Raw genomic sequence first — 19,743 nt, forward strand, 5'->3', positions numbered from 1 at the left:
CGGCGCGTGACGGATGTCTTCTCCCCGGAGAAGCGCAGCGCCGTCATGCGTCGGGTGAAGGGGCGCGACACCTCGCCCGAGATCGCGGTGCGCAGGATGCTGCGCGCCGCCGGGATCGGCTATCGGCTGGGCGGGCAAGGCCTGCCCGGCAAGCCGGATATCGTGATGCAGGGGCGGCGGACGGTCGTCTTTGTCCATGGCTGCTTCTGGCATGGGCACGACTGCGCGCGGGGGTCGCGAAAACCCAAGGCCAATGCCGACTACTGGACCGCCAAACTGGCGAGAAATGTCGCCAGAGATCGCGAGGTCGGCGCCAGACTGACCAACGAAAGCTGGCGCGTGATCACGGTCTGGGAGTGCGATCTGAAGGCGGCCGACGCAGCAGCGAAACTGGTCGCCGGGGTGACTGGTCAGGCGGCCGCGGTCTCGGCGTCTTCGGCTTCGGAGGCCTCGCCGGCCAGCACGTGACTGAGGGCGCCGAGCAGGGCCGCCGGGGTCAGGGGCTTGGACACGAAATAGGTCATGCCGGCGGCCATGCAGGCGGCGATGTCGTCTGGCGAAGTATCGGCGGTGACGGCAATCACGGGGATCGTGGCGTTCGGTCCGCCGCCCGCGCGCAGCCTGCGGGTCGTTTCGCGGCCGTCCAGCTCCGGCATCCGCACGTCCATGAAGATGACGTCGAAGGCCGAGGCCTCGCACTGGGCCAGGGCCAGAAGACCGTCGGCGGCGGTCGCGATGTCGCAGCCCAGCGGAGTCAGGATCAGCTCCACCGCGCGGCGGTTGATGTCGTGATCGTCGACGACGAGGACGCGCAGGGGGCGGTCGGCGTCCTCTTCGACGTCGTTGCTGCCCTCGACGGCGGCGACCTCGCCCTCGGGCTCGATGACTGGAGGCGGGGCTTCCACGACCTGTGCGGGCATGGGCATCGCTGAGCGGGGCGCGCGAGGAGCCAGGCTGCGGACGATGTCGCCGCGGCTCTCTTCGTTGAAGCCCCTGGGCGCAACGATAACGGTCTCCCCGACCGGCATCAGCAACGACAGGGTGAAGGCGGCGCCCTCGCCCGGGCGGCTGCGGGCGGTCAGACGCCCCCCCATGAGCTCGGCGAGGTCGCGGCTGATGCTGAGGCCCAGACCCGTGCCGCCGTGACGGGCGCTGACGCCCTCGGCGGTCTGGTCGAACGGGGTGAACAGCCGGGTCAGCTGCTGGTTCGTCATGCCGGGGCCGGTGTCGGCCACCTCGATCAGGATGGCGTAGTGCGACGGCTCCTCGAACCAGGCCGACAGGCGCAGGGTGACGGAGCCCTCGGTCGTGAACTTCATCGCATTGGAGACGAGGTTGTTGAGCACCTGGCGCAGGCGCATCGGATCGCCCTTGACCGCGTGCGGAATGCTGGCGGCGCCTTCGACGCGGAGGGTCAGGCCCTTGGCGCGAGCCTCGCCCTGCCAGAACATCAGGGTCTGGGCGATCAGGCCGCGCAGGTTGAAGTCGACGCTGTCGACCGTCATCCGGCCGGCGTCGAGCTTGGCATGGTCCAGCAGATCGTCGAGCAGGGCCTTCATCATGATCCCGGCATCGGTGATCAGGGCGGCCTGGGCGCGGGCCGCGCCGTCGGTCGCGCCACGCTCCAGCTCGGCGGCGCCGGTCAGGATGGCGCTGATGGGAGTGCGCAGGTCGTGGCCGACCGTGGCCAGGAAGACGGACCGGCTGGCCATGATCCGCTCGGCCTCGACGCGGCGGTGATCGGCGTCCAGCCGGGCCGCGACTTCGGCGTCGGCGGCCTTGTTCATCCGCTCCCAGGTCGAGATGCAATAAACGCCGAACACGACGAAGGAGACGGCGGCGGCGGTTACGAAATGGGTCGGCGCGCCGTACCAGGCCATCCAGAAGGGTGTGGCCAGCATGTAGAGGAAGTGCGGCGTGACGGTAATCGCCAGCACCTGCTTGGAACGCGGCGAGTTGATTACGCCGTAGATGGCGCCTGAGGCGGCCAGGACGGCGGCGCAGACCCCGCCCATGGGACCACCGGTCAGCCACAGCGGGATCGACAGGCTGCCGAAGGCGGCGGCGTTGAGGAACAACATGGCCACGCCGGCGGCGGACCGGACGGGTCCCATCCGCTCGACCTTGCCGCTGTTGATGGGGCCGAAGACGATCAGGTCCAGCAGCTGGACCATGAAATAGGCGCCGATCCAGAGGCTCGTGAAAGGCCAGCCGAACAGGGGGCTGAAGACCATGGCGGTGGCCACGCCCATGGCGAGGCGTTGCAGCAGGGCCTTGCGGCGGCGGCGTATCGCTGTCGCCCAGGTCGGCGCCGCGTTCGTATCAGCCTCCGACATTACGCCCCCAAAAAACGCGCGGTCGTCGCCACGCATCGGGAGACTATGACGCGTCGCCCCTAACGCTCCGTCAACGGGCCCGCGGAAACCGCCTCGGCGACGCTGGAGAAGCCTTCGGCGCGCAGGCGGGCGGCCAGATCGCGCTTGATCCGGCCCACCAGACCGGGGCCGTCGTAGATCAGGGCGGAGTAGATCTGGATGGCCGATGCCCCGGCGCGGAGGCGTTCCCAGACGTCCTGACCGGAGCCGATGCCGCCGACGCCGATGAGGGGCAGACGACCTTCTGCGGCCTCGGCGGCGTCGCGCAGGGCGGCGAGGGCCTTGCCGCGCAGGGGTGCGCCCGAGAGGCCGCCGGCCTCGCCGCGATCGGGCGATGTCAGGCTGTCCGGGCGGTCGAGGGTGGTGTTGGAGACGATCAGGGCGTCGATGCCGTGGGCCAGGGCGGCCTCGACGATCATCGCGATCTCGGCCGGGGTCAGGTCCGGAGCGATCTTGAGGAAGACCGGCGCAGGCGCGGTGCGGGCCTCCGCGATGCGGCCGAGGAGGTCGTCGAGCGCCTCTCGGCCTTGGAGCGCGCGCAGGCCCGGGGTGTTGGGCGAAGAAATGTTGATGGTGAAATAGTCGCTGAGGCCGGCGAGGCGCTTCAGGCCGGTGACATAGTCGGCGGCGCGATCCTCGGTGTCCTTGTTGGCCCCCAGATTGGCGCCGACGACGGCGTTCGGGCGGCGCGACAGGTTGTCGGCGAAGGCCTCGAGGCCTGCGTTGTTGAAGCCCATCCGGTTGATGATGGCCCGGTCCTGAGACAGGCGAAACAGGCGGGGCTTGGGGTTGCCGGCCTGGGGCAGGGGGGTGACCGAGCCGCATTCGACGAAGCCGAAGCCCAAGCGGGAAAGACCGTGCAGGGCCTCGCCATTCTTGTCGAGACCGGCGGCGAGGCCGATCGGGTTGGACAGGCTCAGCCCCGCGATTTGTGTCGCCAGAATCGGATCATCAGCGCGGGGCGCCGGCAGGGGGACGGATTTCAGCGCTGAGATGGCGAGGCCGTGAGCGGTCTCCGGATCGAGCCGGCGCAGGACTGCGGCGCCGAAATCGGGGATCGGCATCAGGCGGGGACCGTGAAGGGCGCGGCCTCGGTCACGGCCTTCACCGGCAGAGGGCCGTAGATGTGCGGGAACAGGGCGCCGCCGCGCGAAGGCTCCCACACGATCGTATCGTCCAGCGCCGTCAGATCGACGGTCAGCAGCATCAGGTTCTCGCGCCCGGCGTAGTGTTTGCGTGCGGTCTCATCCAGCTGGGCGGCGGTCGACAGGTGGATGTAGCCATCGGCCAGATCGACGGCGGACCCGGCATAGGCGCCCTCGGCCACCGCCTCGCGCCATTCGGCGGCGTCGATGATCTTGTAGGCCACGGTATCGGTCATCAGTCCTCGGCTCCGCCGCCGAAGGCCTTGGGCGTCAGGAAGCCGTCGTAGGCGCAGCGGCCGGCGACATCGACCTCGAAGATGGCGGCCGCTCCGGTCGGGAAGCCGCCGGCCATCCGGTCGAGCACCGAAGGCGAGGCGGCGCTTTCGGTCAGATATTCCATGGCCAGAAGCTGGACGCCCGGATTGTGGGCCATGACCAGCAGGCAGCCGGTCGCGTCCTCCAGGCTCTCGACCAGACGGCGGATCGTGTCGGTCGAGGCGTCATAGAGGCGGGGTTCGACGCGGACATCGACGTCGCCGAGGGCGTCGTGCATCGCCTCCCAGGTCTGGCGGGTGCGGGTCGCCGAGGACACCAGGGCGAGGTCGGGACGCAGGCCCTTGTCGGCCAGGATGCGGCCCATCAGGGCGGCGTCGTCCAGCCCGCGCGGCGTCAGGGCGCGGTCGCGGTCGAGACCGGTGGCGGCCAGACGCTCGGTCTTGGCGTGGCGCATCAGGATCAGGCGGTGCATGGCCCGCGCTTAGCCGGGTTCGGCGTCTCTATCCAGTCCACGAGTGACGGGTTGCGGCTGCAGGCCAGGGTTCTCGGCGCGGACGCGCCGGGCCGAACCGCTTGGCCGGATGCGGGCATAGGCCTGACGGGTGGCCTCCAGCAGGATGACCCCGGCCGCCCCCGGCGCGATGCGGCGGCCGACCTGTTCGAAGCCGTCGGCGAGGCCCAGCAGCGGCGTCCACGGCGGGACATAAAGGGTTTGGGACCAGGCCGTGGGCTCAAGTCCGGCGGCGCGGACCAGCCGCTCCAGCTGGCCCCGGGTAAAAGGGCGGCCGTGGCCGAAGGGGGTGCTCTCGGCACGGGCCCACATGCCGCCCCGCGCGGCGGCGGCCAGGATGATGCGTCCGGCCGGGGCGAGGGCGCGGACGGCCTCGGTCAGCAGCTGGGTCGGGTCGTCCGCCTCCTCCAGCGCATGGACCAGAAGCACGCGGTCGAAGGATCCAGCCGGGAAGGGCAGGCGCTTGTCGTCGACCAGAAGGGTGCGGTTGCGTCCGACGGCAGGCCAGACCTCGACCCCCTGTCCAGAGGGCATGGCGGCGATGACACGACGCGCGCCGACGAAGGCGTCCAGCCATGGTGTGGCGTAGCCGATGCCGAGCACGTCGCACCCGGGCGCCTCGCCCCAGGCATCCTCCAGCCGCTTCGCCAGCAGCCGACGCACGAGCGCCCCGGTCGGCTCGCCGTAGAAGGATCGCAGGTCTTCGATGGCGCGACGCATGACGAGGCTTATATGGCCATGAGGCTTACCGAACCAAGGACGACGCCATGCCCCTGTCCGTTCATCTGTTTCCGGCGCGGACCGACAACTACGCCTTCCTGGCGCGGGACGAAGCGACGGGCGCGGTCGCGGCCATCGACACCCCGGACGCCCAGGTCATCCTCGACGGCATCGCCAGCCTCGGCTGGGGCAGGCTTGACAGCATCATCAACACCCACTGGCACCCCGATCACACCGAGGGCAACGCCCGGCTCCAGGCCGAGACCGGCTGCGACATCTGGGGGCCGGAAGAGGTGCGCAAGGTCGCGCCGCTGGACCGGGTGGTCGAGGAGGGCGATCTGGTCATGATCGGCAAGACGCCCCTGCATGTGACGGCGACGCCGGGTCACACTCTGGGCCATGTCGTGTTCCGGTCAGCGGCCGACGCCATCGCCTTCACCGGCGACACCCTGTTCCCGCTCGGCTGCGGGCGGCTGTTCGAAGGCACGCCCGAGCAGATGTGGGACAGTCTCAGCCGTCTGCTGGCCTGGCCCGACGAGACGGTGCTCTACGGGGCGCATGAATATACGGCGGCCAACGCCCGCTTCACCCTGAGCGTCGACGACCGGCCAGAGGTGCTGGCCCATGCGGAGACCATCTTCGCCAAGCGCGACCGGGACGAGGCGACGGTGCCGACGACGATGAAGATCGAGCGGGCCTTCAACCCGTTCCTGACCGCCGGAAGCGCGGAAGAGTTCGCCCGGCGCCGCGCGGCCAAGGACAGCTTTGCGGGATAGTCGCCCCGATCAATCCCGCGGTGCGACGGCCCGGATGATGCTGGAGGACGACGGTCGTCCGGCCTGACCTTCTGAAGGATCGACGATGACCCGCAGGTCGCCGCGCGAGAAGGTCACCGAACTGCGCGATCCCTCGACCAGGGTGATGCTGCGCAGGCCGTTGACGCGGTCGCGGAAGGTCGGGGTGCGGGCCATGCGGATGACGGCCTCGGTGGTCACGATCAGGGCGTCGACCATCAGGGCTTCGGACTGTTCGCCGGTCAGGTTGATGACGATCAGCCGGCCCAGCGCCTGGCTGACCAGGCTGCCACGCTGGTTCATCAGGGTGAACAGGCGGATCGGGCCCAGCGTCGGCAGTTCCAGCGGCGGGGCCGCGCCGATGCGCGAGGCCGGGGAGCCGTTCGGCGTGCGGGTCGTATAGAGGGTCAGGCCGCCGTCTGGCGTGACGCGCAGGATCTGGGCGCCCGCATCGTTGCGGTAGATGACGTCGCCGCGGGGGGCGGGCGTCGAGCGCAGCACCCAGGTCTCTTCGCGACGCTCGAACCGGAACAGCGGACGCGTGCCCCGTCCGTCGAAGATGAACCGCTCGCCGACGTCGGACGTGTACAGGCCGTTGGCCGGGAGGCCGCGCTGGCTGTCATTCCGGAAGGAGCCATTCTGCTCGGCCTGGGCGTTGCTCCGCACCTGGGCCTGGGCTGCCGAAGCGAGCGTGATCGCCAGAACGGCGACGGCGAACGCCGTCGCCGCCGGGATCGGCGGTCGCGCCGTCTCGTGCTTGACCCTTGAACTCATGACGGAAAGCGTTGCGCGGCAGCCGCGGCGGATTTTGGGCGACGAAAAGTCAGCCGACCAAGTATTGACCACCGTTCAGCGACAGGGTGCAGCCTGTGACATATCCGGCACGCTCGCCCGACAGCCAGGACACCATGTCGGCGATCTCCTCGCCCTTGCCCAGACGTCCGACGGGGATCTGGGCGATGATGCCGGCCAGAACCTTTTCGTCCATGGCGCCGACCATTTCCGTGTCGATATAGCCGGGCGCGATGCAGTTGACGGTGACGCCCTTGCGCGCGTTCTCCAGGGCCAGGGCCTTGGTGAAGCCGATCATGCCGGCCTTGGCGGCCGAATAGTTGGTCTGGCCGATCTGGCCCTTCTGGCCGTTGATCGAGGAAATGTTGACGATGCGGCCGAAGCCCCGGTCGCGCATGCCGTTGATCACCTGGCGCGTCATGTTGAAGACGCTGTCCATATTGACCCGGATGACGTCGCCCCACTGGTCCGAGGACATCTTGTGGAAGAAGCCGTCGCGGGTGATGCCGGCGTTGTTGATCAGGACATCGATGGGGCCGAGCGCCGCCTCGACCTCGGCGACGGCGCGGGCGCAGTCGTCGTAGGATCCGACATTGCCCTTCACCACCATGACGCCGAGCTCGCGCGCTGTGGCCTCGGCCGCTTCCATATTGCCCGAATAGCCGGCGGCGACGGACATGCCGTCTTCCTTCAGCCGCTGGACGATCGACTTGCCGATACCGCGGGTTCCACCCGTGACGAGAGCCACTCGAGCCATGTGCGTTCCTGTTTCCCTGACGGCCGCGTCTGATGCGAAGCCTGTTCATTAACCGGTGTAGCCGGTGGGGAGTTGCGCGGGAAGGGCTCGAAACCGGCGGCGCGGGTGCTCCGGCCGCCGGTCGAGGGATCAGACGATGCGGGCGGCCTCGTCGAACGTCAGCCGGGGGCTGCGCGGGAACAGGTTGTCGTCGTTCCCATAGCCCAGGTTGACGATGAAGTTCGGCTCGATGTCGCCTTCCGGGAAGAACCCGGCCTTTACGCCTGCCGGGTCGAAACCGGACATCGGACCGACGTCCAGACCCAGGGCGCGGGCGGCCAGCAGGAAGTAGCCGCCTTGCAGCGAGGAGTTGCGGAAGGCGCTCTCACGGCGGCCGGTCTCATCGCCGAACCAGTCGCGGGCGCCCGGTGCGTGCGGGAACAGGTGCGGCAGGTGGTCGTGGAAGTTCATGTCGTAGCCGATGATCACCGTGACCGGCGCCTGGGCCGTCTTGGCCTGATTGCCCTCGGCCATCAGGGGCACGAGACGCGCCTTAGCTTCGGGTGAGGTGACGAAGACGAAGCGGGCCGGTGTGTTGTTCACGGCCGTCGGACCGAACTTGGTCAGGTCGTACAGCTTGTGCAGCAGGTCGGTCGGCACGGGCCGGTCGGTCCAGCCGTTGCGCGTGCGGGCTTCGGTGAAGACCTGGGCCAGAGCCGCGTCGGCCAGAGGAAGGTCGCGGGCGGGGAAAGAGTCGAAAGCCATTGGGAAACCCCTCAATATCTACAACTGCATCAGCAGCAGTTTCATATAAGGGTAGGGCGTGATGTGAGTTCAAGGGAATTCGCATCAACTGCGGTTACAATTGATGCGGAGAGGCTATTTCAGCTTTTCGATCAGCGCCTGCGCCGCCGCCGGGTTCCGCACCTTCGCGCCCGATATGAAATAGGCGAAGACGTCCCCGCGTTTGGCCCAGTCCCCGGTCTGTTCGGCGATGGCGTTCAGCTCGTCGGCGTTCATGCCGGTCGGCTCGTCCTCGCGGCTCGACATCAGCCGTGCGTAGGTAAAGTCGGCGGTGGGCTCGTCGATCTGGGGCCAGGTCGGGCTCTCGTCGTCGACGGCGTAGACGATGGCTGCGCCGTATTTGGCCGCCAGATCATAGAACTGCTGAGTGTCGAAGGTCGGGCTGCGGACCTCCAGCGCGTGCCGCAGGCGGACACCGTCCTTCTCCCCGGGCAGCAGTTTCAGGAAGCCCTCGAAATCGACCGGGTCGAATTTCTTGGTCGCCATGAACTGCCAGTTGATCGGCCCCAGCTTGTCGCCCAACGCGGTCAGACCCTGATCCAGGAACCGGTTCAGGCTCTCGTTGCCCTCCGAGAGCACCTTGCGATTGGTGCAGAAGCGGCTGGCCTTGACCGAGAAAACGAAGTCGTCCGGCGTCTCGTCGCGCCACTTCATCCAGGTGTCGATCTTGAACCCGGAATAGTAGGTGCCGTTGATCTCGATCGAGGTCAGTTTGGAAGAGGCATAGGCCAGCTCCTTCTTCTGGCTCAGCTTGTCCGGATAGAAGGCGCCGCGCCACGGTTCGAAGGTCCAGCCGCCGATGCCGATGTAGGTTTTTCCGCTCATTCGGCAGTTGTCGCACCGGCGACGGAGACCGTCAAAGCGGGGAACGGACCTCGTAGTCGACGCCGGTCAGATACAGCCCGTCTGACGGCGCGACCGGCCCGCAGGCCGTGCGATCCTTCGCCTCCAGCGCGGCCTTCACGTCGTCCGGCGTCCAGCGGCCGAGGCCCGCCTCGACCAGGGTGCCGGCCATCGACCGGACCTGCCGGTGCAGGAAGGAGCGGGCCTCGAACACCAGATGCACCTCCTCGCCGACACGGGTGACGCGGGCGATGTCGAGAGTCTTCTCCGGCGACTTCGACTGACAGGCCAGGTCGCGGAAGGTGGTGAAGTCGTGGTGGCCGATCAGGTGGTCCGCGCCGGACTGCATGGCCTCGGCGTCGAGGTCCTTGCGAACATGCCAGACCCGGCCCCGCTCCAGCGCCGGGCGACCGGGGCGGTTGAGTATGCGGTACAGGTATTTGCGTCCCGTCGCCGAGAAGCGGGCGTGCCAGTCGTCGGCCACGGCCCGGCAGTCGAGCACGGCGACGCCTTCCCTGATCAGGTGGGCATTGAGGGCGTTCATGACCGTGGCGGCGGGCCAGTCCTTGTCGAGATCGACATGGGCGACCTGACCCGTGGCGTGGACACCCGAGTCGGTGCGGCCGGCGGCGGCGATGCGGACGGTCTGGCCGCAGAAGGCGTGGATGGCCGTCTCGATCGCGCCCTGGACCGTCGGCTGGCCCTCCTGGGCCTGAAAGCCGTTGTAGGGGCCGCCGTCGTATTCGATGTCCAGCCGATAGCGTGGCATCAGCCCAGGATCGTCCCGACCGGCAGGCTGAAGCCGTTGAGGAAGTCAGCAGGGGACTGCTGGGCCTTGCCCTCGCGCTGGATGCGGAGCAGGCGCACCGCGCCGTCGCCGCAGGCGATCAACAACCCGCCTTCCAGCAGTTCGCCGGGAACGCCCGAGCCCTCGCTGGACAGGCAGGACAGCAGGGCCTTCACGCGCACGGGGCCGTCGGGGCCGGGAGCCTCGAACCAGGCGCCGGGGAAGGGGGACAGGCCGCGAATGTGGCAGTCGATCTCGGCGGCCGGGCGGGTCCAGTCGATGCGCGCCTCCGCGGGTGTGATCTTCTTCGCGTAGGTGGGTTCACCGGCCTGGGGCGTCTCAGTGACGCCGCCGCGTTCGATCGCGGCGAGGGCCCGGGTCCACAGGGTTGCGCCGACCGTCGACATCCGCTCCGACAGGCTGGCGGCCGTGTCGTCGGGCTGGATCGGCAGGATCTCGCTGAGCAGGATCGCGCCTTCGTCAAGGCCTTCGGACATCCGCATGATCTGGACGCCGGTCTCCCGGTCGCCGGCCATGATGGCGCGTTGGATCGGAGCGGCGCCGCGCCAGCGGGGCAACAGCGAGCCGTGCAGGTTGAAACAGCCGAGACGCGGAGCCTCAAGAACGGCGGGCTTCAGGATCTGGCCGTAGGCGACGACGCAGGCCCCATCGAGGTCAAGGCTGGCGAAGGTGTCGACGGCGTCCTGGGCCTTCATCGACTCTGGCGTGAAGACCAGCAGGCCCATGGCCTCGGCGAAAGCATGGACCGGCGAGGGCGTCAGCTTCTGACCGCGCCCCCTGGGCCGGGGCGGCTGGGAATAGACGGCCACGATCTCGTGGCCGGAAGCGATCAGCTCCGCGAGCGAAGGGACGGCGAATTCGGGGGTACCCATGAAGGCGAGGCGCATGGGGCCGCCTTTAGACGCTGAAGAGGCTTACTGCCAGCGGGTGGAGACGCCGCCGCCCTCGTCCCATTCGCCGCCCGCATCGAGCGCGTCGTCGAAGACCAGCAGGCGGTCCAGCAGGACGCCGGCGATGATGCCGAGCGCGGCGACGCCGACCAGGGTGGCGACCGAGCCGAGGCCGATCTTTTCCGACCGGGTCAGGCGGCGACGGCCGCTGGGATCGATGACGTAGGACTTGCGGCGGGACATCAGGCGTCCTCTCTCAGGCGCATGGTCTTCTTGACCTTGGACATGGCCCGGTCGCGGCGCAGCCGCGACAGGTGGTCGATGAACAGGACGCCGTTCAGGTGATCCAGCTCGTGCTGGTAGCAGACGGCGTAGAGGCCCTCGATCTCTTCCTCGATGCGATTTCCGTCGCGATCCAGATGGGCGACCCTGACGCGGGCCGGGCGTTCGACCTCGTCGAAATACTCCGGGATCGAGAGGCAGCCCTCTTCGTAGCAATAGGTCTCGTCCGAGGCCCACAGGACCTCCGGATTGATGAAGAAGCGCGGGTTGGGGACGCGGGTTTCTTCACCTTCCGCAGGCGGTTCAGCGCCTTCGGGCAGCGGCCCGTCGCCCAGGTCCATGACCACGACGCGGTGCAGTTCGCCGATCTGCACAGCGGCCAGGCCGATGCCCGGGGCGTCGTACATGGTGTCCAGCATGTCATCCATCAGGGCGCGCAGGGCGTCGTCAACGCCCTCCACCGGCTTTGACACCTGTTTGAGGATCGCCAGGTCGGCGGCGTTGTCGATGGTCAGGATGCGTCGGATGGCCATGGCCGTCAGGTAGGCGCAGGGGTCCCAAGGGTCAAGTTTGCCTCTCTTTCGTCATCCTCCGGCAAGCCGCCGCTTGGCGGCGCAGACCGGGGGACGCAGCGGCGCGCGAGAGCGCGAACCTGTCGCGGATAGAGGTGGCCGACATCGTGCCTGAACAGATCGCCTTCGGCGCCGCTGCGTCCCCCGGTCTCGCTGCGCTCGCCGGAGGATGACGAAAGAAAGAGCTAGACCTGTCCCGGCAACGGCCTCGGCTTCCGGTCCTCGTCGATGGCGACATAGGTGAACACCCCCTCGGTCACCCGAGACACCTCATGGGTCGAACGCGGCCGTTTCCACGCCTCGACCCGCACGCGGACCGAGGTGCGGCCGGTCTTCAGGATCGTCGCATACAGGGACACCTCGTCACCGACCGACACCGGCTGATGAAACACCATGGCGTCGACGGCGACGGTGGCGCAGCGACCCTGGGCGATGTCGAAGGCAGGCGTCGAGCCGGCCAGGTCCATCTGGGCCAGCAGCCAGCCGCCGAAGATGTCCCCTTCGGGGTTGGTGTCGGCCGGCATGGCGATGACCCGCCCGACGAGCATGCCGTCGGGCGTTTCCGGGGAGGGAACAGTCACGCGCTCAGTCTTCCGGCTGCAGGTGGTCGTCCAGCCAGTGGAACACTTCGTTGTGCCATTGCAGGCTGTTCTGAGGCTTGAGGACCCAGTGGTTCTCGTCCGGGAAGACGATCAGCCGGCTCTCGATCCCGCGACGCTGCAGGGCGGTGAAGGTCGACAGACCCTGCGAGGTCGGGATGCGGTAGTCGAGGTCGCCCTGGATCACCAGCATCGGCGTCTTCCATTCGGCGACGTGATGCACCGGATTGAAGCGCTCATAGCCTTCGGGGTTGTCATAGTGGGTGCCGCCGTACTCCCACTCGGTGAACCACAGCTCCTCGGTGCCATAGGCCATGCCGCGGATGTCGAAGACGCCGTCGTGGTTGACCAGGCATTTGAACTCGTCCGACCAGCGACCGGCGATCCAGTTGATCATATAGCCGCCGTAGGAGGCGCCGAGCGCACAGGCATTGTCGCCGTCGAGGAACGAATAGCGTTCCTGCGCAACGGCCCAGCCCTTCTGCAGGTCTTCCAGCGGACGGTCGCCCCAGTGCTCGGAGATCGCATCCGTGAAGCCCTGGCCGTAGCCGGTGGAGCCGTGGAAATCGATCATCACCACCGCATAGCCTGCGCCGGCGTAGGTCTCGGGGTTCCAGCGGTAGGACCAGCTGTTGCCGAACGAACCCTGCGGCCCGCCGTGGATCAGGAAGGCGACGGGATATTTGCGGCCCTCGACATAGCCGGCTGGTTTGATGACGTAGCCGTGGACCGTTTCACCGTTCCAGCCCGGGAAGTTGAACTGCTCGGCCTCGCCGAACTCGCGGCTGGCGAGTTGGGGGTTCACGTCGGTGATCCGGATCGGCATCTCGCGGCCCCGGAACGTCTTGACGTAGAGCTCGGACGGCGAGGTCAGTCTGTCCATCGCCAGGACGAAGCCTGACGGAGTCTGTTCGAATGCCGAGACATGGCCCTCGCCCGTGATCGGGATCACCGACCCGCTGGCGGCGTCGATCTGGAACAGCTTCGTCTGCCCCACGTCGCCGGCGATGACGAACAGGTTCCGACCATCGGCCGACCATTGCAGGGTGTCGGCCGAGCGATCCCAGTTGGCGGCCACTTCACGTTTGGCGCCCGTGGCCACGTCCATCAGCACGATCTGCCAGCGGTCGGCCTCGAAGCCCGGGCGGGCCATGGCGCGGTAGGCCAGGGTGCGGCCGTCCGGCGAGAAGACCGGGCCGGTGTCCCAGGCGTCGTTGGCGTCGGTCAGGTTGGTGAAGCCGTCGCCCGTCAGGCCGTTGGTCTTGTACAGGTCGAAGTTGGTGCTCCACGGCTCCGACTGGCCGGCGACGCGGGCCGAGAAGACGACGGCGTCGCCCTGGGGCGTGAAGGTGAACTCGCTCTCGTCGCCGAAGGGCTTGGAGGGGGTGTCGCCGTCGAAGCCGTGCGTGACCCAGACCGGATCGCCCGAGCCGTCGGCGTTGACCACGAACAGGTGGTTCTGGGTGCCGTCGTTCCAGGTGTCCCAGTGACGCACGAACATGCGGTCGAAGACCATGCCGGTCGACTTGCGTTCCCCGGCTTCGGTTCCGCGCGCGACGGAACAGGCGAGGTCGTCGCAGCTCGGATAGACGGCGAGGGACACCGCGACCTTCGAGGCGTCGGGGCTCAGGCGATAGGCGTTCACGTCCAGCGGCAGGTCGGTGACCTGGGTCGCCGTGGCGCCTTTGCTGTCGGTCTTCCAGACCTGGCTCGTGCCCGAACGGCCGGAGAGGAAATACAGGGCGCCGTCCGAGCCCCAGCGGGCGGTGTTGGCGCCGCCGTCGGAGATGGCCAGGCGGCGCGGTTCGCCCTCGCCGTTGAGATTCTGGATCATCAGGCTGGAGACGCCGCGATTGGCCTCCATGTCCGTGGCCCGCACATTGTAGACGACGTATCGTCCGTCGGGCGACACGCGCGGATCCGACAGCCGGTTGGCGTTCAGCATGTCGGTGTAGGTGAAGGCGCGCTCGGCGGCCTGGGCGGGCGCTGCAGGCGCCTCGGCGAGAGCGGGCAGGGCCGTCAGCATGGCCAGGGCGGCGCAGGCGGAAAGCAGGGAACGGTGACGCATCGGACGGCTCCTCGGAACTTCGTTGGCGCTGGCCTAGCACCGGGCGAAGTCCGGAGGAAGCGGTCGCTGGATCAGGGGGCGGGCGTCGTCCAGCGCGCGGTCCAGTCGAGAATTTCACGCTGCCAGTCGACATAGTTGCGGGGCTTGAGCACCCAGTGGTTCTCGTCCGGGATGCGGACGAAGCGGCTGGGAATGTTCTGGCGTTGCAGGGCCGAAAAGGTGGCCAGCCCCTGGTCGATCGGCACCCGGAAGTCCCGCTCGCCGTGCAGGACCAGCATGGGCTTGGACCAGTCGCCGGCGAAGTCGCCGGGGCTGAACCGGCGGTACAGGTCCATCCGCTCCCACGATGGCCCGCCGAACTCCCAGATGAAGTTGCCGATATCCATGGCGTTCATCAGCTGGGGGACATCGAAGACCCCGGCGTGATTGACCAGGCAGCGCCACGGTCCGTTCCACTTCCCGGCGATCAGATTGACCATATAGCCGCCGTAGGAGGCGCCAAGCGCGCAGGCCCGGTCGCCGTCGATGAAACTGTTCGCGGCGAGCGCGGCCGCCCAGCCCTTCTGCAGATCCTCAAGCGGCCGGTCGCCCCAGTGGTCGTTGATGGCGTCGGTGAATTCCTGGCCATAGCCGGGCGAGCCGTGGAAGTTGACCATGACCACGGCGTATCCGGCCGATGTGTAGATCTGCGGGTTCCAGCGATAGGACCAGCTCTCGGTCCAGGGCGACTTCGGGCCCCCGTGGATCAGATAGACGGCGGGATAGGTCTGGCCCTCGACATAGCCGACGGGCTTGAACACCCAGCCGCGCACGTCCTCGCCGTTCCAGCCCGCGAAGGTGAAGGTCTCGGCCTCGGGCAGGTCGAGCGCCGCCATGGCGTCGGCGTTGTGGCGGGTCAGGGCGCGGGCGCCGTCGCCCGTCGCGATCATGATCCGGGCCGGGGCGTCGAAGCCGTCGCGGGCATAGACGAGGACGCCGGCCCGGCTTTCCACGCCCGACACCGCGCCCCGGTCAGTCAGGGCCGTGACGACGCCGGTGCGGGCGTCAATACGACCCAGCCGGTTCTGGCCGTCGTCGGCTGCGGTGGCGAGCAGGCTCCGGCCATCGGAGGCCCAGGACAGCGATCCGAACCCACGATCCGTATCCGGCGTCAGGGGGCGCGCGTTCGAACCGTCCGCATCGGCGACCATGACCACGGCCTGGTCGCCGCCGACATTCTCCCGACGTCCCGCCAGCCATGCCAGACGGCGACCGTCGGGGGAGAAGGCGGGCGATCCGTCCGCGCCGACATTCGTCACGGTCATATTGGCCGGGGTCGCGCCGTCGATCGAGACGCGGAACAGGTCGGAGTTGTTGGTGAAGGCCTCGCCGGCCCCTTGCGTCTGGGCCGAATAGACCACAGTGCGGCCGTCGGGAGAGATGGCGAACTCGTCCTCGGTCCCCTGCGGCTGGCTCGGCGTGTCGGCGTCGATCCCGGCCATCAGGTCGCGCGGCGGACCGTCCACGAGGCCCGATCCATTCAGGGCCTGCACGAACAGATGCTGGCGCCGGCCGTCGTTCCAGTGGTCGAACTGGCGCAGCGGCATCCGGTCGTAGCCGCTGACCGTGGAGGGCGAGCGCGTGTCCGCCTCGATCCGGTCCTTCGTGCACTGCAGGGTGTCGCAGTCGATGAAGACCGGCAGGGAGAGGATCAGGTTGCGCCCGTCCGGCGAGACCTTGAAGGCGACCACATCGACCGGATAGGTCGTGACCTGCACCGCCGCATTGCCCTGCGCGTCCGCGCGCCAGACCTGGTTCGACCCGCCGCGCGCCGACAGAAAATAGATGGCCTGACCGTCGACGGCCCAGCGTCCGGTCGAGGCGCCGCCTGTCGAGACGGCCAGTTTGCGCGGCTCTTCGCCGTTTACATCTGCGACCCACAGGGCGCCGACGCCGCGATTGCCGTCCCAATCGGTCGAGCGGACCGAATAGAGCACCCGGCGCCCGTCCGGCGAAAGGCGCGGATCGGACACCCTGTCCATCATCGCCAGGGCCCGCATCGACAGACCGCCGGGCAGGGCGGCCACATCGGCGCCGGAGGGGGAGGCCTGCTGCGCCGACGCGGTCATCGGCGTTGTGGCAAGCGCGAACGCCATCGCGGCGATAGAGATTCTGAACTTCATGGAGGCCCCCGTCTTACCTCTCCACCGTGCACCCCGGCGAAGGCCGGGGTCCAGATGGAAAAGGTGGCGCTCGGTCAGGCAGACTGGCGCTCCATCCCGGCCGGCTGAGTCTGTGATCTGCACCCTGGCCTTCGCCGGGGTGCACGGCTTTGTGGTGTTGCCTGTCTTTGATGCAGAGGCGACAAGGGGCGCGGATGACCGCTTCGCCGCCCGCCCCGACCGAGCCTGCCGCCGTCCCCGCCGGGCGGCCGGATCACGTCGTCGACGTCCTGATCGCCGAGCGGGCGCCGCGCCTGACCGGCTCGATCGTCTGGCCGCTGGTTCGCCCGCTGTTCTATTCGATGCTGGGCTACGGCCAGGCGCGGGAGATGGCCGACGCCATCACCCCGTTGGCGGGACAGGCGGCGCTGGACCACGTGTCGAACCTGCTGGACCTGAAGGTGTCGAGCCTGAACCTCGACAGGCTGCCGGCGACGGGCCGCTGCATCGTCGTCTGCAATCATCCGACGGGGATCGCCGACGGGATCGCCGTCTATGACGCCATCAGGAAGCGCCGCGCCGACGCCATCTATTTCGCCAATGCCGACGCCGTCCGCGTCTCACCCCGGCTGGACGAGGTCATCATCCCGGTCGAGTGGGTGGTCGCCAAACGCACGCGCGCGAAGACCCGCGTCACCCTGGACGCCGCCAGGGCCGCGTTCGAGGCGGAACGTTGCGTCGTCATGTTCCCGGCGGGCCGAATTTCCCGTGTGGGCAAGGACGGCGCCCTGACCGACCCGGAGTGGGCCTCGACCGCGACATCGCTGGCACGGAAGTACGACGCACCGACCATTCCGATCCATGTCAGCGGCCCTTGGTCGACCCTGTTCCACCTGTTCAACCGGGTGTCGCCGGAACTGCGGGACATCACCCTGTTCCACGAGCTTCTGAACAAGCGAAAGAAGCCGTTCCGCCTCAGCGTGGGCAAGCCGATCCCGCCGACCCGCTTCGACATCGACGCCACCCGAGCGACCTACGCTCTGAAGGCCTTTACCGAGCGGGTCCTGCCGTCCCAGCCGGACGCGGACTTCGCATGAGCATTGGCATCGACCTCAAGGATGCTGAGGCGACCACGGCGCTCGGCCGGGCGGTGGCTCCGCGCCTCGAACCCGGCGAAGCGGTCCTGCTCTACGGCCCGCTCGGGATGGGCAAGTCAACCCTCGCGCGCGGCCTGATCCGGGCGCTGGCGGGCGAGGACGAGGACGTGCCGTCGCCGACCTTCACCCTGGTCCAGTTCTACGAGACTGATCCGCCCGTCGCCCATTTCGACCTCTATCGCCTGACACGGCCGGAAGAGGCGTTCGAGATCGGTCTGGACGAGGCGCTGGATGTCGGCGCCGCCCTGATCGAATGGCCCGAGCGGCTGGGCGACGATCCCGCCCGCGCCCTGGGCCCTGACCGACTGACCATCACGCTGGAAGAACGCGGCGAGGGACGGCATGCGACCGTTTCCGGCGCAGGGGCGTGGGCAGAGAAGATAAACGTCGTCGTCGAAAGCCTGAATGTCTAACCTGACCGATAGAGAAGCCCAGCGGGTCGCCTTCCTGAGCGAGGTCGGCCTCGCCAACGCCCGCCGCGCGCCCCTGCCCGGCGACGCCTCCACGCGCCGGTACGAACGGCTGACGCCTGCGGACGGTCCGGGCCTGATGCTGATGGACCAGGTCGCCGCCGCCGAGAGCCCGCCGGCCGATCCCTCCTGGTCGCCCGAACGCCGCAAGGCCGAGGGCTGGAACGCCGTCGCCCGCCTGTCCGCCGGCCGGATCGAGGCCTTCGCCGCGGTCGCGTCGCACCTGCGTTCGGTCGGTCTGTCGGCGCCCGATATCATCGCCCTGGATGCGGGCGCAGGCCTCGCGGTGCTCGAGGATTTCGGCGACGACCTGTTCGCCCGCGTGATCGAGGCCGGACAGGACGAGACGCCCCTCTACCTCGCCGCCATCGACGCTCTTGCCGAACTGCACGCGGCCCCGACGCCGCCGGTCCTGACCGGCGCGGCGGGCCAATGGCCGTTGCAGGTCTATGATCGGACCGCGCTCCAGGGCGGGGCGGATCTGTTCGTCGAATGGATGCCGAAGCTGAAGCCTGAGCTTCGTTTCGACGCCGCCGCCATCTCCGACTGGCATGCCGCCTGGGCGCCCATCGTCGCGGCGGGCGAGGCCGGCGCCTCGGTCGTCGCCCACCGCGACTATCACGCCGAGAATCTGATCTGGCTGCCCGAGCGGGAAGGCCCGGCACGCGTCGGCATGATCGACTTCCAGGACGCGGTGCGCGCCCACCCGTCGTGGGACCTGCACTCCCTGCTTCAGGACGCCCGCCGCGACGTCCCGCCCGCGCTTGAGGCCGAGGGGCTGGAGCGCTATTTCGAGGTCGCTCGCGTCGATGACCGCCCCGCCTTCCTGCGCGCCTACGCCGGTCTCGCGGCGCTGAATGAGGCGCGCATCCTGGGCATCTTCGCGCGGCTGATCGTCCGCGACGGCAAGCCCCGCTACGCCGCCTTCATGCCGCGCATGTGGGCCCACCTGAACGCCAACCTGACCCGGCCCGGCCTCGAAGGCGTCGCCCGCTGGTTCGACCGGCACGTCCCTGAGGAGTTGCGCGCATGACGGCCCCCAGGACGGCCATGGTCCTCGCCGCCGGTCTCGGCACCCGGATGCGCCCCCTGACCGACGACCGGCCCAAGGCCCTCGTCGAGGTCGGCGGGCGGGCCCTGATCGACCACGTGCTGGACCGGCTGGCCGCGGCGGGCGTGACGACGGCGGTGGTCAATGTCCACTGGTTCGCCGGACGGCTGGTCAACCATCTGATGGACCGCCAGGCCGACCGTCCCCTGCCGCGCATCCTGATCTCTGACGAGCGCGAAGAACTGCTGGAAACCGGCGGAGGCCTGAAGAAGGCCCATCCGCTGCTCGGTGAGGAGCCCGTCTTTGTGGCCAATATCGACAGCGTCTGGATGGATCGCGGCGACGCCCCCTGGGCCGATGAACTGATCCGTCTGTGGGACCCGGTGAAGATGGACGCCTGCCTCCTCCTCGCCACCCGCGAAGGCGCGATCGGATTCGAGGGCGACGGCGACTTCTTCCTGGCCGAGGACGGCCGCCTGACCTTCCGGGGCGAGGCTCCGTCGGCGCCCTACGCCTATATGGGCGTCCACATCACCCGGCCCGACTATGCCGACGGAGGGCCCGACGGGCCCTTCTCGTTAAGCCCCCTGTGGCGCGCCTCGGCGGCGGCAGGACGACTTTACGGCTGCGTCCTCAACGGCGACTGGATGCACGTCGGCGATCCCCAGGCGCGCGACGAGGCCGAGGCCAGGCTGAGTACATGAAGCGC

At 68.6% G+C, this 19,743-nt stretch carries 22 protein-coding genes; 6 read left to right on the plus strand and 16 right to left on the minus strand.

The genetic code is table 11. From position 1 onward, the window contains the following. Window positions 1–6: 6 nt before the first annotated feature. Complete coding sequence (locus ACW17Y_RS02020; protein WP_492037117.1) at window positions 7–468, plus strand: very short patch repair endonuclease; 462 nt, start codon at window positions 7–9, stop codon at window positions 466–468. Here ACW17Y_RS02020 and ACW17Y_RS02025 read toward each other — a convergent pair. Genes ACW17Y_RS02025 through ACW17Y_RS02045 form a run of 5 tightly spaced genes read right to left on the minus strand, consistent with a single transcriptional unit; the run spans window position 411 to window position 5,027 of the window. Then, window positions 411–2,336: an ATP-binding protein gene (locus ACW17Y_RS02025; RefSeq protein ID WP_492037118.1), complete on the minus strand. Its 1,926-nt coding sequence runs from the start codon at window positions 2,334–2,336 to the stop codon at window positions 411–413. The two genes, ACW17Y_RS02020 and ACW17Y_RS02025, sit on opposite strands and share 58 nt — an antisense overlap. Window positions 2,337–2,395: 59 nt before the next feature. Further along, on the minus strand, window positions 2,396–3,439 hold the full coding sequence (locus ACW17Y_RS02030; RefSeq protein WP_492037119.1) for a quinone-dependent dihydroorotate dehydrogenase: 1,044 nt from the start codon (window positions 3,437–3,439) through the stop codon (window positions 2,396–2,398). Then, a complete protein-coding gene (locus ACW17Y_RS02035) occupies window positions 3,439–3,756 on the minus strand; it encodes a DUF952 domain-containing protein (protein ID WP_492037120.1) in 318 nt (105 codons plus the stop codon). The genes ACW17Y_RS02030 and ACW17Y_RS02035 overlap by 1 nt, the downstream gene beginning before the upstream one ends. Next, on the minus strand, window positions 3,756–4,268 hold the full coding sequence (locus ACW17Y_RS02040) for a SixA phosphatase family protein (RefSeq protein ID WP_492037121.1): 513 nt from the start codon (window positions 4,266–4,268) through the stop codon (window positions 3,756–3,758). Before ACW17Y_RS02040 ends, ACW17Y_RS02035 begins: the two co-directional genes overlap by 1 nt. A gap of 9 nt (window positions 4,269–4,277) precedes the next feature. Next, a complete protein-coding gene (locus ACW17Y_RS02045; protein ID WP_492037122.1) occupies window positions 4,278–5,027 on the minus strand; it encodes a class I SAM-dependent methyltransferase in 750 nt (249 codons plus the stop codon). A gap of 47 nt (window positions 5,028–5,074) precedes the next feature. Here ACW17Y_RS02045 and gloB point away from each other — a divergent pair, with 47 nt between their 5' ends. Continuing rightward, window positions 5,075–5,803: a hydroxyacylglutathione hydrolase gene (gene gloB / locus ACW17Y_RS02050; RefSeq protein WP_492037123.1), complete on the plus strand. Its 729-nt coding sequence runs from the start codon at window positions 5,075–5,077 to the stop codon at window positions 5,801–5,803. Between the two features lie 9 nt (window positions 5,804–5,812). On the opposite strand, the gene ACW17Y_RS02055 is transcribed toward gloB, so the two are convergent. The 11 genes from ACW17Y_RS02055 to ACW17Y_RS02105 form a co-directional block, all read right to left on the minus strand. After that, on the minus strand, window positions 5,813–6,595 hold the full coding sequence (locus ACW17Y_RS02055) for a DUF4908 domain-containing protein (protein WP_492037124.1): 783 nt from the start codon (window positions 6,593–6,595) through the stop codon (window positions 5,813–5,815). 49 nt (window positions 6,596–6,644) lie between these two features. Further along, complete coding sequence (phbB, locus tag ACW17Y_RS02060; RefSeq protein WP_492037125.1) at window positions 6,645–7,370, minus strand: acetoacetyl-CoA reductase; 726 nt, start codon at window positions 7,368–7,370, stop codon at window positions 6,645–6,647. A gap of 129 nt (window positions 7,371–7,499) precedes the next feature. Next, window positions 7,500–8,114 carry a malonic semialdehyde reductase gene (locus ACW17Y_RS02065; protein ID WP_492037126.1) on the minus strand — a complete coding sequence of 205 codons (615 nt, stop codon included), beginning with the start codon at window positions 8,112–8,114 and terminating at the stop codon, window positions 7,500–7,502. A 114-nt stretch (window positions 8,115–8,228) separates the two neighbouring features. After that, window positions 8,229–8,978, minus strand: coding sequence for a DUF72 domain-containing protein (locus ACW17Y_RS02070; protein WP_492037127.1), 750 nt, complete (start codon window positions 8,976–8,978; stop codon window positions 8,229–8,231). 31 nt (window positions 8,979–9,009) lie between these two features. Further along, a complete protein-coding gene (gene truA / locus ACW17Y_RS02075; protein WP_492037128.1) occupies window positions 9,010–9,765 on the minus strand; it encodes a tRNA pseudouridine(38-40) synthase TruA in 756 nt (251 codons plus the stop codon). Further along, the gene (fmt, locus tag ACW17Y_RS02080; protein ID WP_492037129.1) at window positions 9,765–10,691 is read right to left on the minus strand and encodes a methionyl-tRNA formyltransferase; all 927 of its coding nucleotides are present in this window, start codon (window positions 10,689–10,691) and stop codon (window positions 9,765–9,767) included. The genes truA and fmt overlap by 1 nt, the downstream gene beginning before the upstream one ends. Before the next feature lie 27 nt (window positions 10,692–10,718). Then, complete coding sequence (locus ACW17Y_RS02085) at window positions 10,719–10,937, minus strand: hypothetical protein (protein WP_492037130.1); 219 nt, start codon at window positions 10,935–10,937, stop codon at window positions 10,719–10,721. After that, complete coding sequence (def, locus tag ACW17Y_RS02090) at window positions 10,937–11,509, minus strand: peptide deformylase (RefSeq protein WP_492037131.1); 573 nt, start codon at window positions 11,507–11,509, stop codon at window positions 10,937–10,939. The genes ACW17Y_RS02085 and def overlap by 1 nt, the downstream gene beginning before the upstream one ends. A 224-nt stretch (window positions 11,510–11,733) precedes the next feature. Then, on the minus strand, window positions 11,734–12,096 hold the full coding sequence (locus ACW17Y_RS02095; protein ID WP_492038229.1) for an acyl-CoA thioesterase: 363 nt from the start codon (window positions 12,094–12,096) through the stop codon (window positions 11,734–11,736). Window positions 12,097–12,133: 37 nt separating this feature from the next. Further along, a complete protein-coding gene (locus ACW17Y_RS02100) occupies window positions 12,134–14,215 on the minus strand; it encodes a S9 family peptidase (protein WP_492037132.1) in 2,082 nt (693 codons plus the stop codon). Window positions 14,216–14,286: 71 nt separating this feature from the next. Next, on the minus strand, window positions 14,287–16,377 hold the full coding sequence (locus tag ACW17Y_RS02105; protein WP_492037133.1) for a S9 family peptidase: 2,091 nt from the start codon (window positions 16,375–16,377) through the stop codon (window positions 14,287–14,289). 194 nt (window positions 16,378–16,571) lie between these two features. Here ACW17Y_RS02105 and ACW17Y_RS02110 point away from each other — a divergent pair, with 194 nt between their 5' ends. From ACW17Y_RS02110 to murU, 4 genes are read left to right on the plus strand one after another with little or no spacing between them, the layout of a single operon-like run. Next, entirely contained in the window at window positions 16,572–17,453 is an 882-nt protein-coding gene (locus ACW17Y_RS02110) for a GNAT family N-acetyltransferase (RefSeq protein WP_492037134.1), read from the plus strand. Continuing rightward, window positions 17,450–17,926: a tRNA (adenosine(37)-N6)-threonylcarbamoyltransferase complex ATPase subunit type 1 TsaE gene (tsaE, locus tag ACW17Y_RS02115; protein WP_492037135.1), complete on the plus strand. Its 477-nt coding sequence runs from the start codon at window positions 17,450–17,452 to the stop codon at window positions 17,924–17,926. The genes ACW17Y_RS02110 and tsaE overlap by 4 nt, the downstream gene beginning before the upstream one ends. Continuing rightward, window positions 17,919–19,016 carry an N-acetylmuramate/N-acetylglucosamine kinase AmgK gene (amgK, locus tag ACW17Y_RS02120; RefSeq protein ID WP_492037136.1) on the plus strand — a complete coding sequence of 366 codons (1,098 nt, stop codon included), beginning with the start codon at window positions 17,919–17,921 and terminating at the stop codon, window positions 19,014–19,016. The genes tsaE and amgK overlap by 8 nt, the downstream gene beginning before the upstream one ends. Continuing rightward, window positions 19,013–19,738, plus strand: a complete 726-nt coding sequence (gene murU, locus ACW17Y_RS02125) for an N-acetylmuramate alpha-1-phosphate uridylyltransferase MurU (protein WP_492037137.1) — start codon at window positions 19,013–19,015, stop codon at window positions 19,736–19,738. The genes amgK and murU overlap by 4 nt, the downstream gene beginning before the upstream one ends. Window positions 19,739–19,743: the final 5 nt, after the last annotated feature.

Source organism: Brevundimonas sp. AVps7, from assembly GCF_058681545.1.

Bases quoted from the DNA above. Each gene is read 5' to 3' on its own strand.
- murU (WP_492037137.1), top strand. From the start codon at position 19,013: ATGACGGCCCCCAGGACGGCCATGGTCCTCGCCGCCGGTCTCGGCACC.
- ACW17Y_RS02045 (WP_492037122.1), bottom strand. From the start codon at position 5,027: ATGCGTCGCGCCATCGAAGACCTGCGATCCTTCTACGGCGAGCCGACC.
- fmt (WP_492037129.1), bottom strand. From the start codon at position 10,691: ATGCGCCTCGCCTTCATGGGTACCCCCGAATTCGCCGTCCCTTCGCTC.
- ACW17Y_RS02035 (WP_492037120.1), bottom strand. From the start codon at position 3,756: ATGACCGATACCGTGGCCTACAAGATCATCGACGCCGCCGAATGGCGC.
- truA (WP_492037128.1), bottom strand. From the start codon at position 9,765: ATGCCACGCTATCGGCTGGACATCGAATACGACGGCGGCCCCTACAAC.
- tsaE (WP_492037135.1), top strand. From the start codon at position 17,450: ATGAGCATTGGCATCGACCTCAAGGATGCTGAGGCGACCACGGCGCTC.
- ACW17Y_RS02040 (WP_492037121.1), bottom strand. From the start codon at position 4,268: ATGCACCGCCTGATCCTGATGCGCCACGCCAAGACCGAGCGTCTGGCC.
- phbB (WP_492037125.1), bottom strand. From the start codon at position 7,370: ATGGCTCGAGTGGCTCTCGTCACGGGTGGAACCCGCGGTATCGGCAAG.
- ACW17Y_RS02105 (WP_492037133.1), bottom strand. From the start codon at position 16,377: ATGAAGTTCAGAATCTCTATCGCCGCGATGGCGTTCGCGCTTGCCACA.
- ACW17Y_RS02100 (WP_492037132.1), bottom strand. From the start codon at position 14,215: ATGCGTCACCGTTCCCTGCTTTCCGCCTGCGCCGCCCTGGCCATGCTG.
- def (WP_492037131.1), bottom strand. From the start codon at position 11,509: ATGGCCATCCGACGCATCCTGACCATCGACAACGCCGCCGACCTGGCG.
- ACW17Y_RS02055 (WP_492037124.1), bottom strand. From the start codon at position 6,595: ATGAGTTCAAGGGTCAAGCACGAGACGGCGCGACCGCCGATCCCGGCG.
- ACW17Y_RS02070 (WP_492037127.1), bottom strand. From the start codon at position 8,978: ATGAGCGGAAAAACCTACATCGGCATCGGCGGCTGGACCTTCGAACCG.
- ACW17Y_RS02065 (WP_492037126.1), bottom strand. From the start codon at position 8,114: ATGGCTTTCGACTCTTTCCCCGCCCGCGACCTTCCTCTGGCCGACGCG.
- ACW17Y_RS02085 (WP_492037130.1), bottom strand. From the start codon at position 10,937: ATGTCCCGCCGCAAGTCCTACGTCATCGATCCCAGCGGCCGTCGCCGC.
- ACW17Y_RS02030 (WP_492037119.1), bottom strand. From the start codon at position 3,439: ATGCCGATCCCCGATTTCGGCGCCGCAGTCCTGCGCCGGCTCGATCCG.
- amgK (WP_492037136.1), top strand. From the start codon at position 17,919: ATGTCTAACCTGACCGATAGAGAAGCCCAGCGGGTCGCCTTCCTGAGC.
- ACW17Y_RS02110 (WP_492037134.1), top strand. From the start codon at position 16,572: ATGACCGCTTCGCCGCCCGCCCCGACCGAGCCTGCCGCCGTCCCCGCC.
- ACW17Y_RS02025 (WP_492037118.1), bottom strand. From the start codon at position 2,336: ATGTCGGAGGCTGATACGAACGCGGCGCCGACCTGGGCGACAGCGATA.
- ACW17Y_RS02095 (WP_492038229.1), bottom strand. From the start codon at position 12,096: ATGCTCGTCGGGCGGGTCATCGCCATGCCGGCCGACACCAACCCCGAA.
- gloB (WP_492037123.1), top strand. From the start codon at position 5,075: ATGCCCCTGTCCGTTCATCTGTTTCCGGCGCGGACCGACAACTACGCC.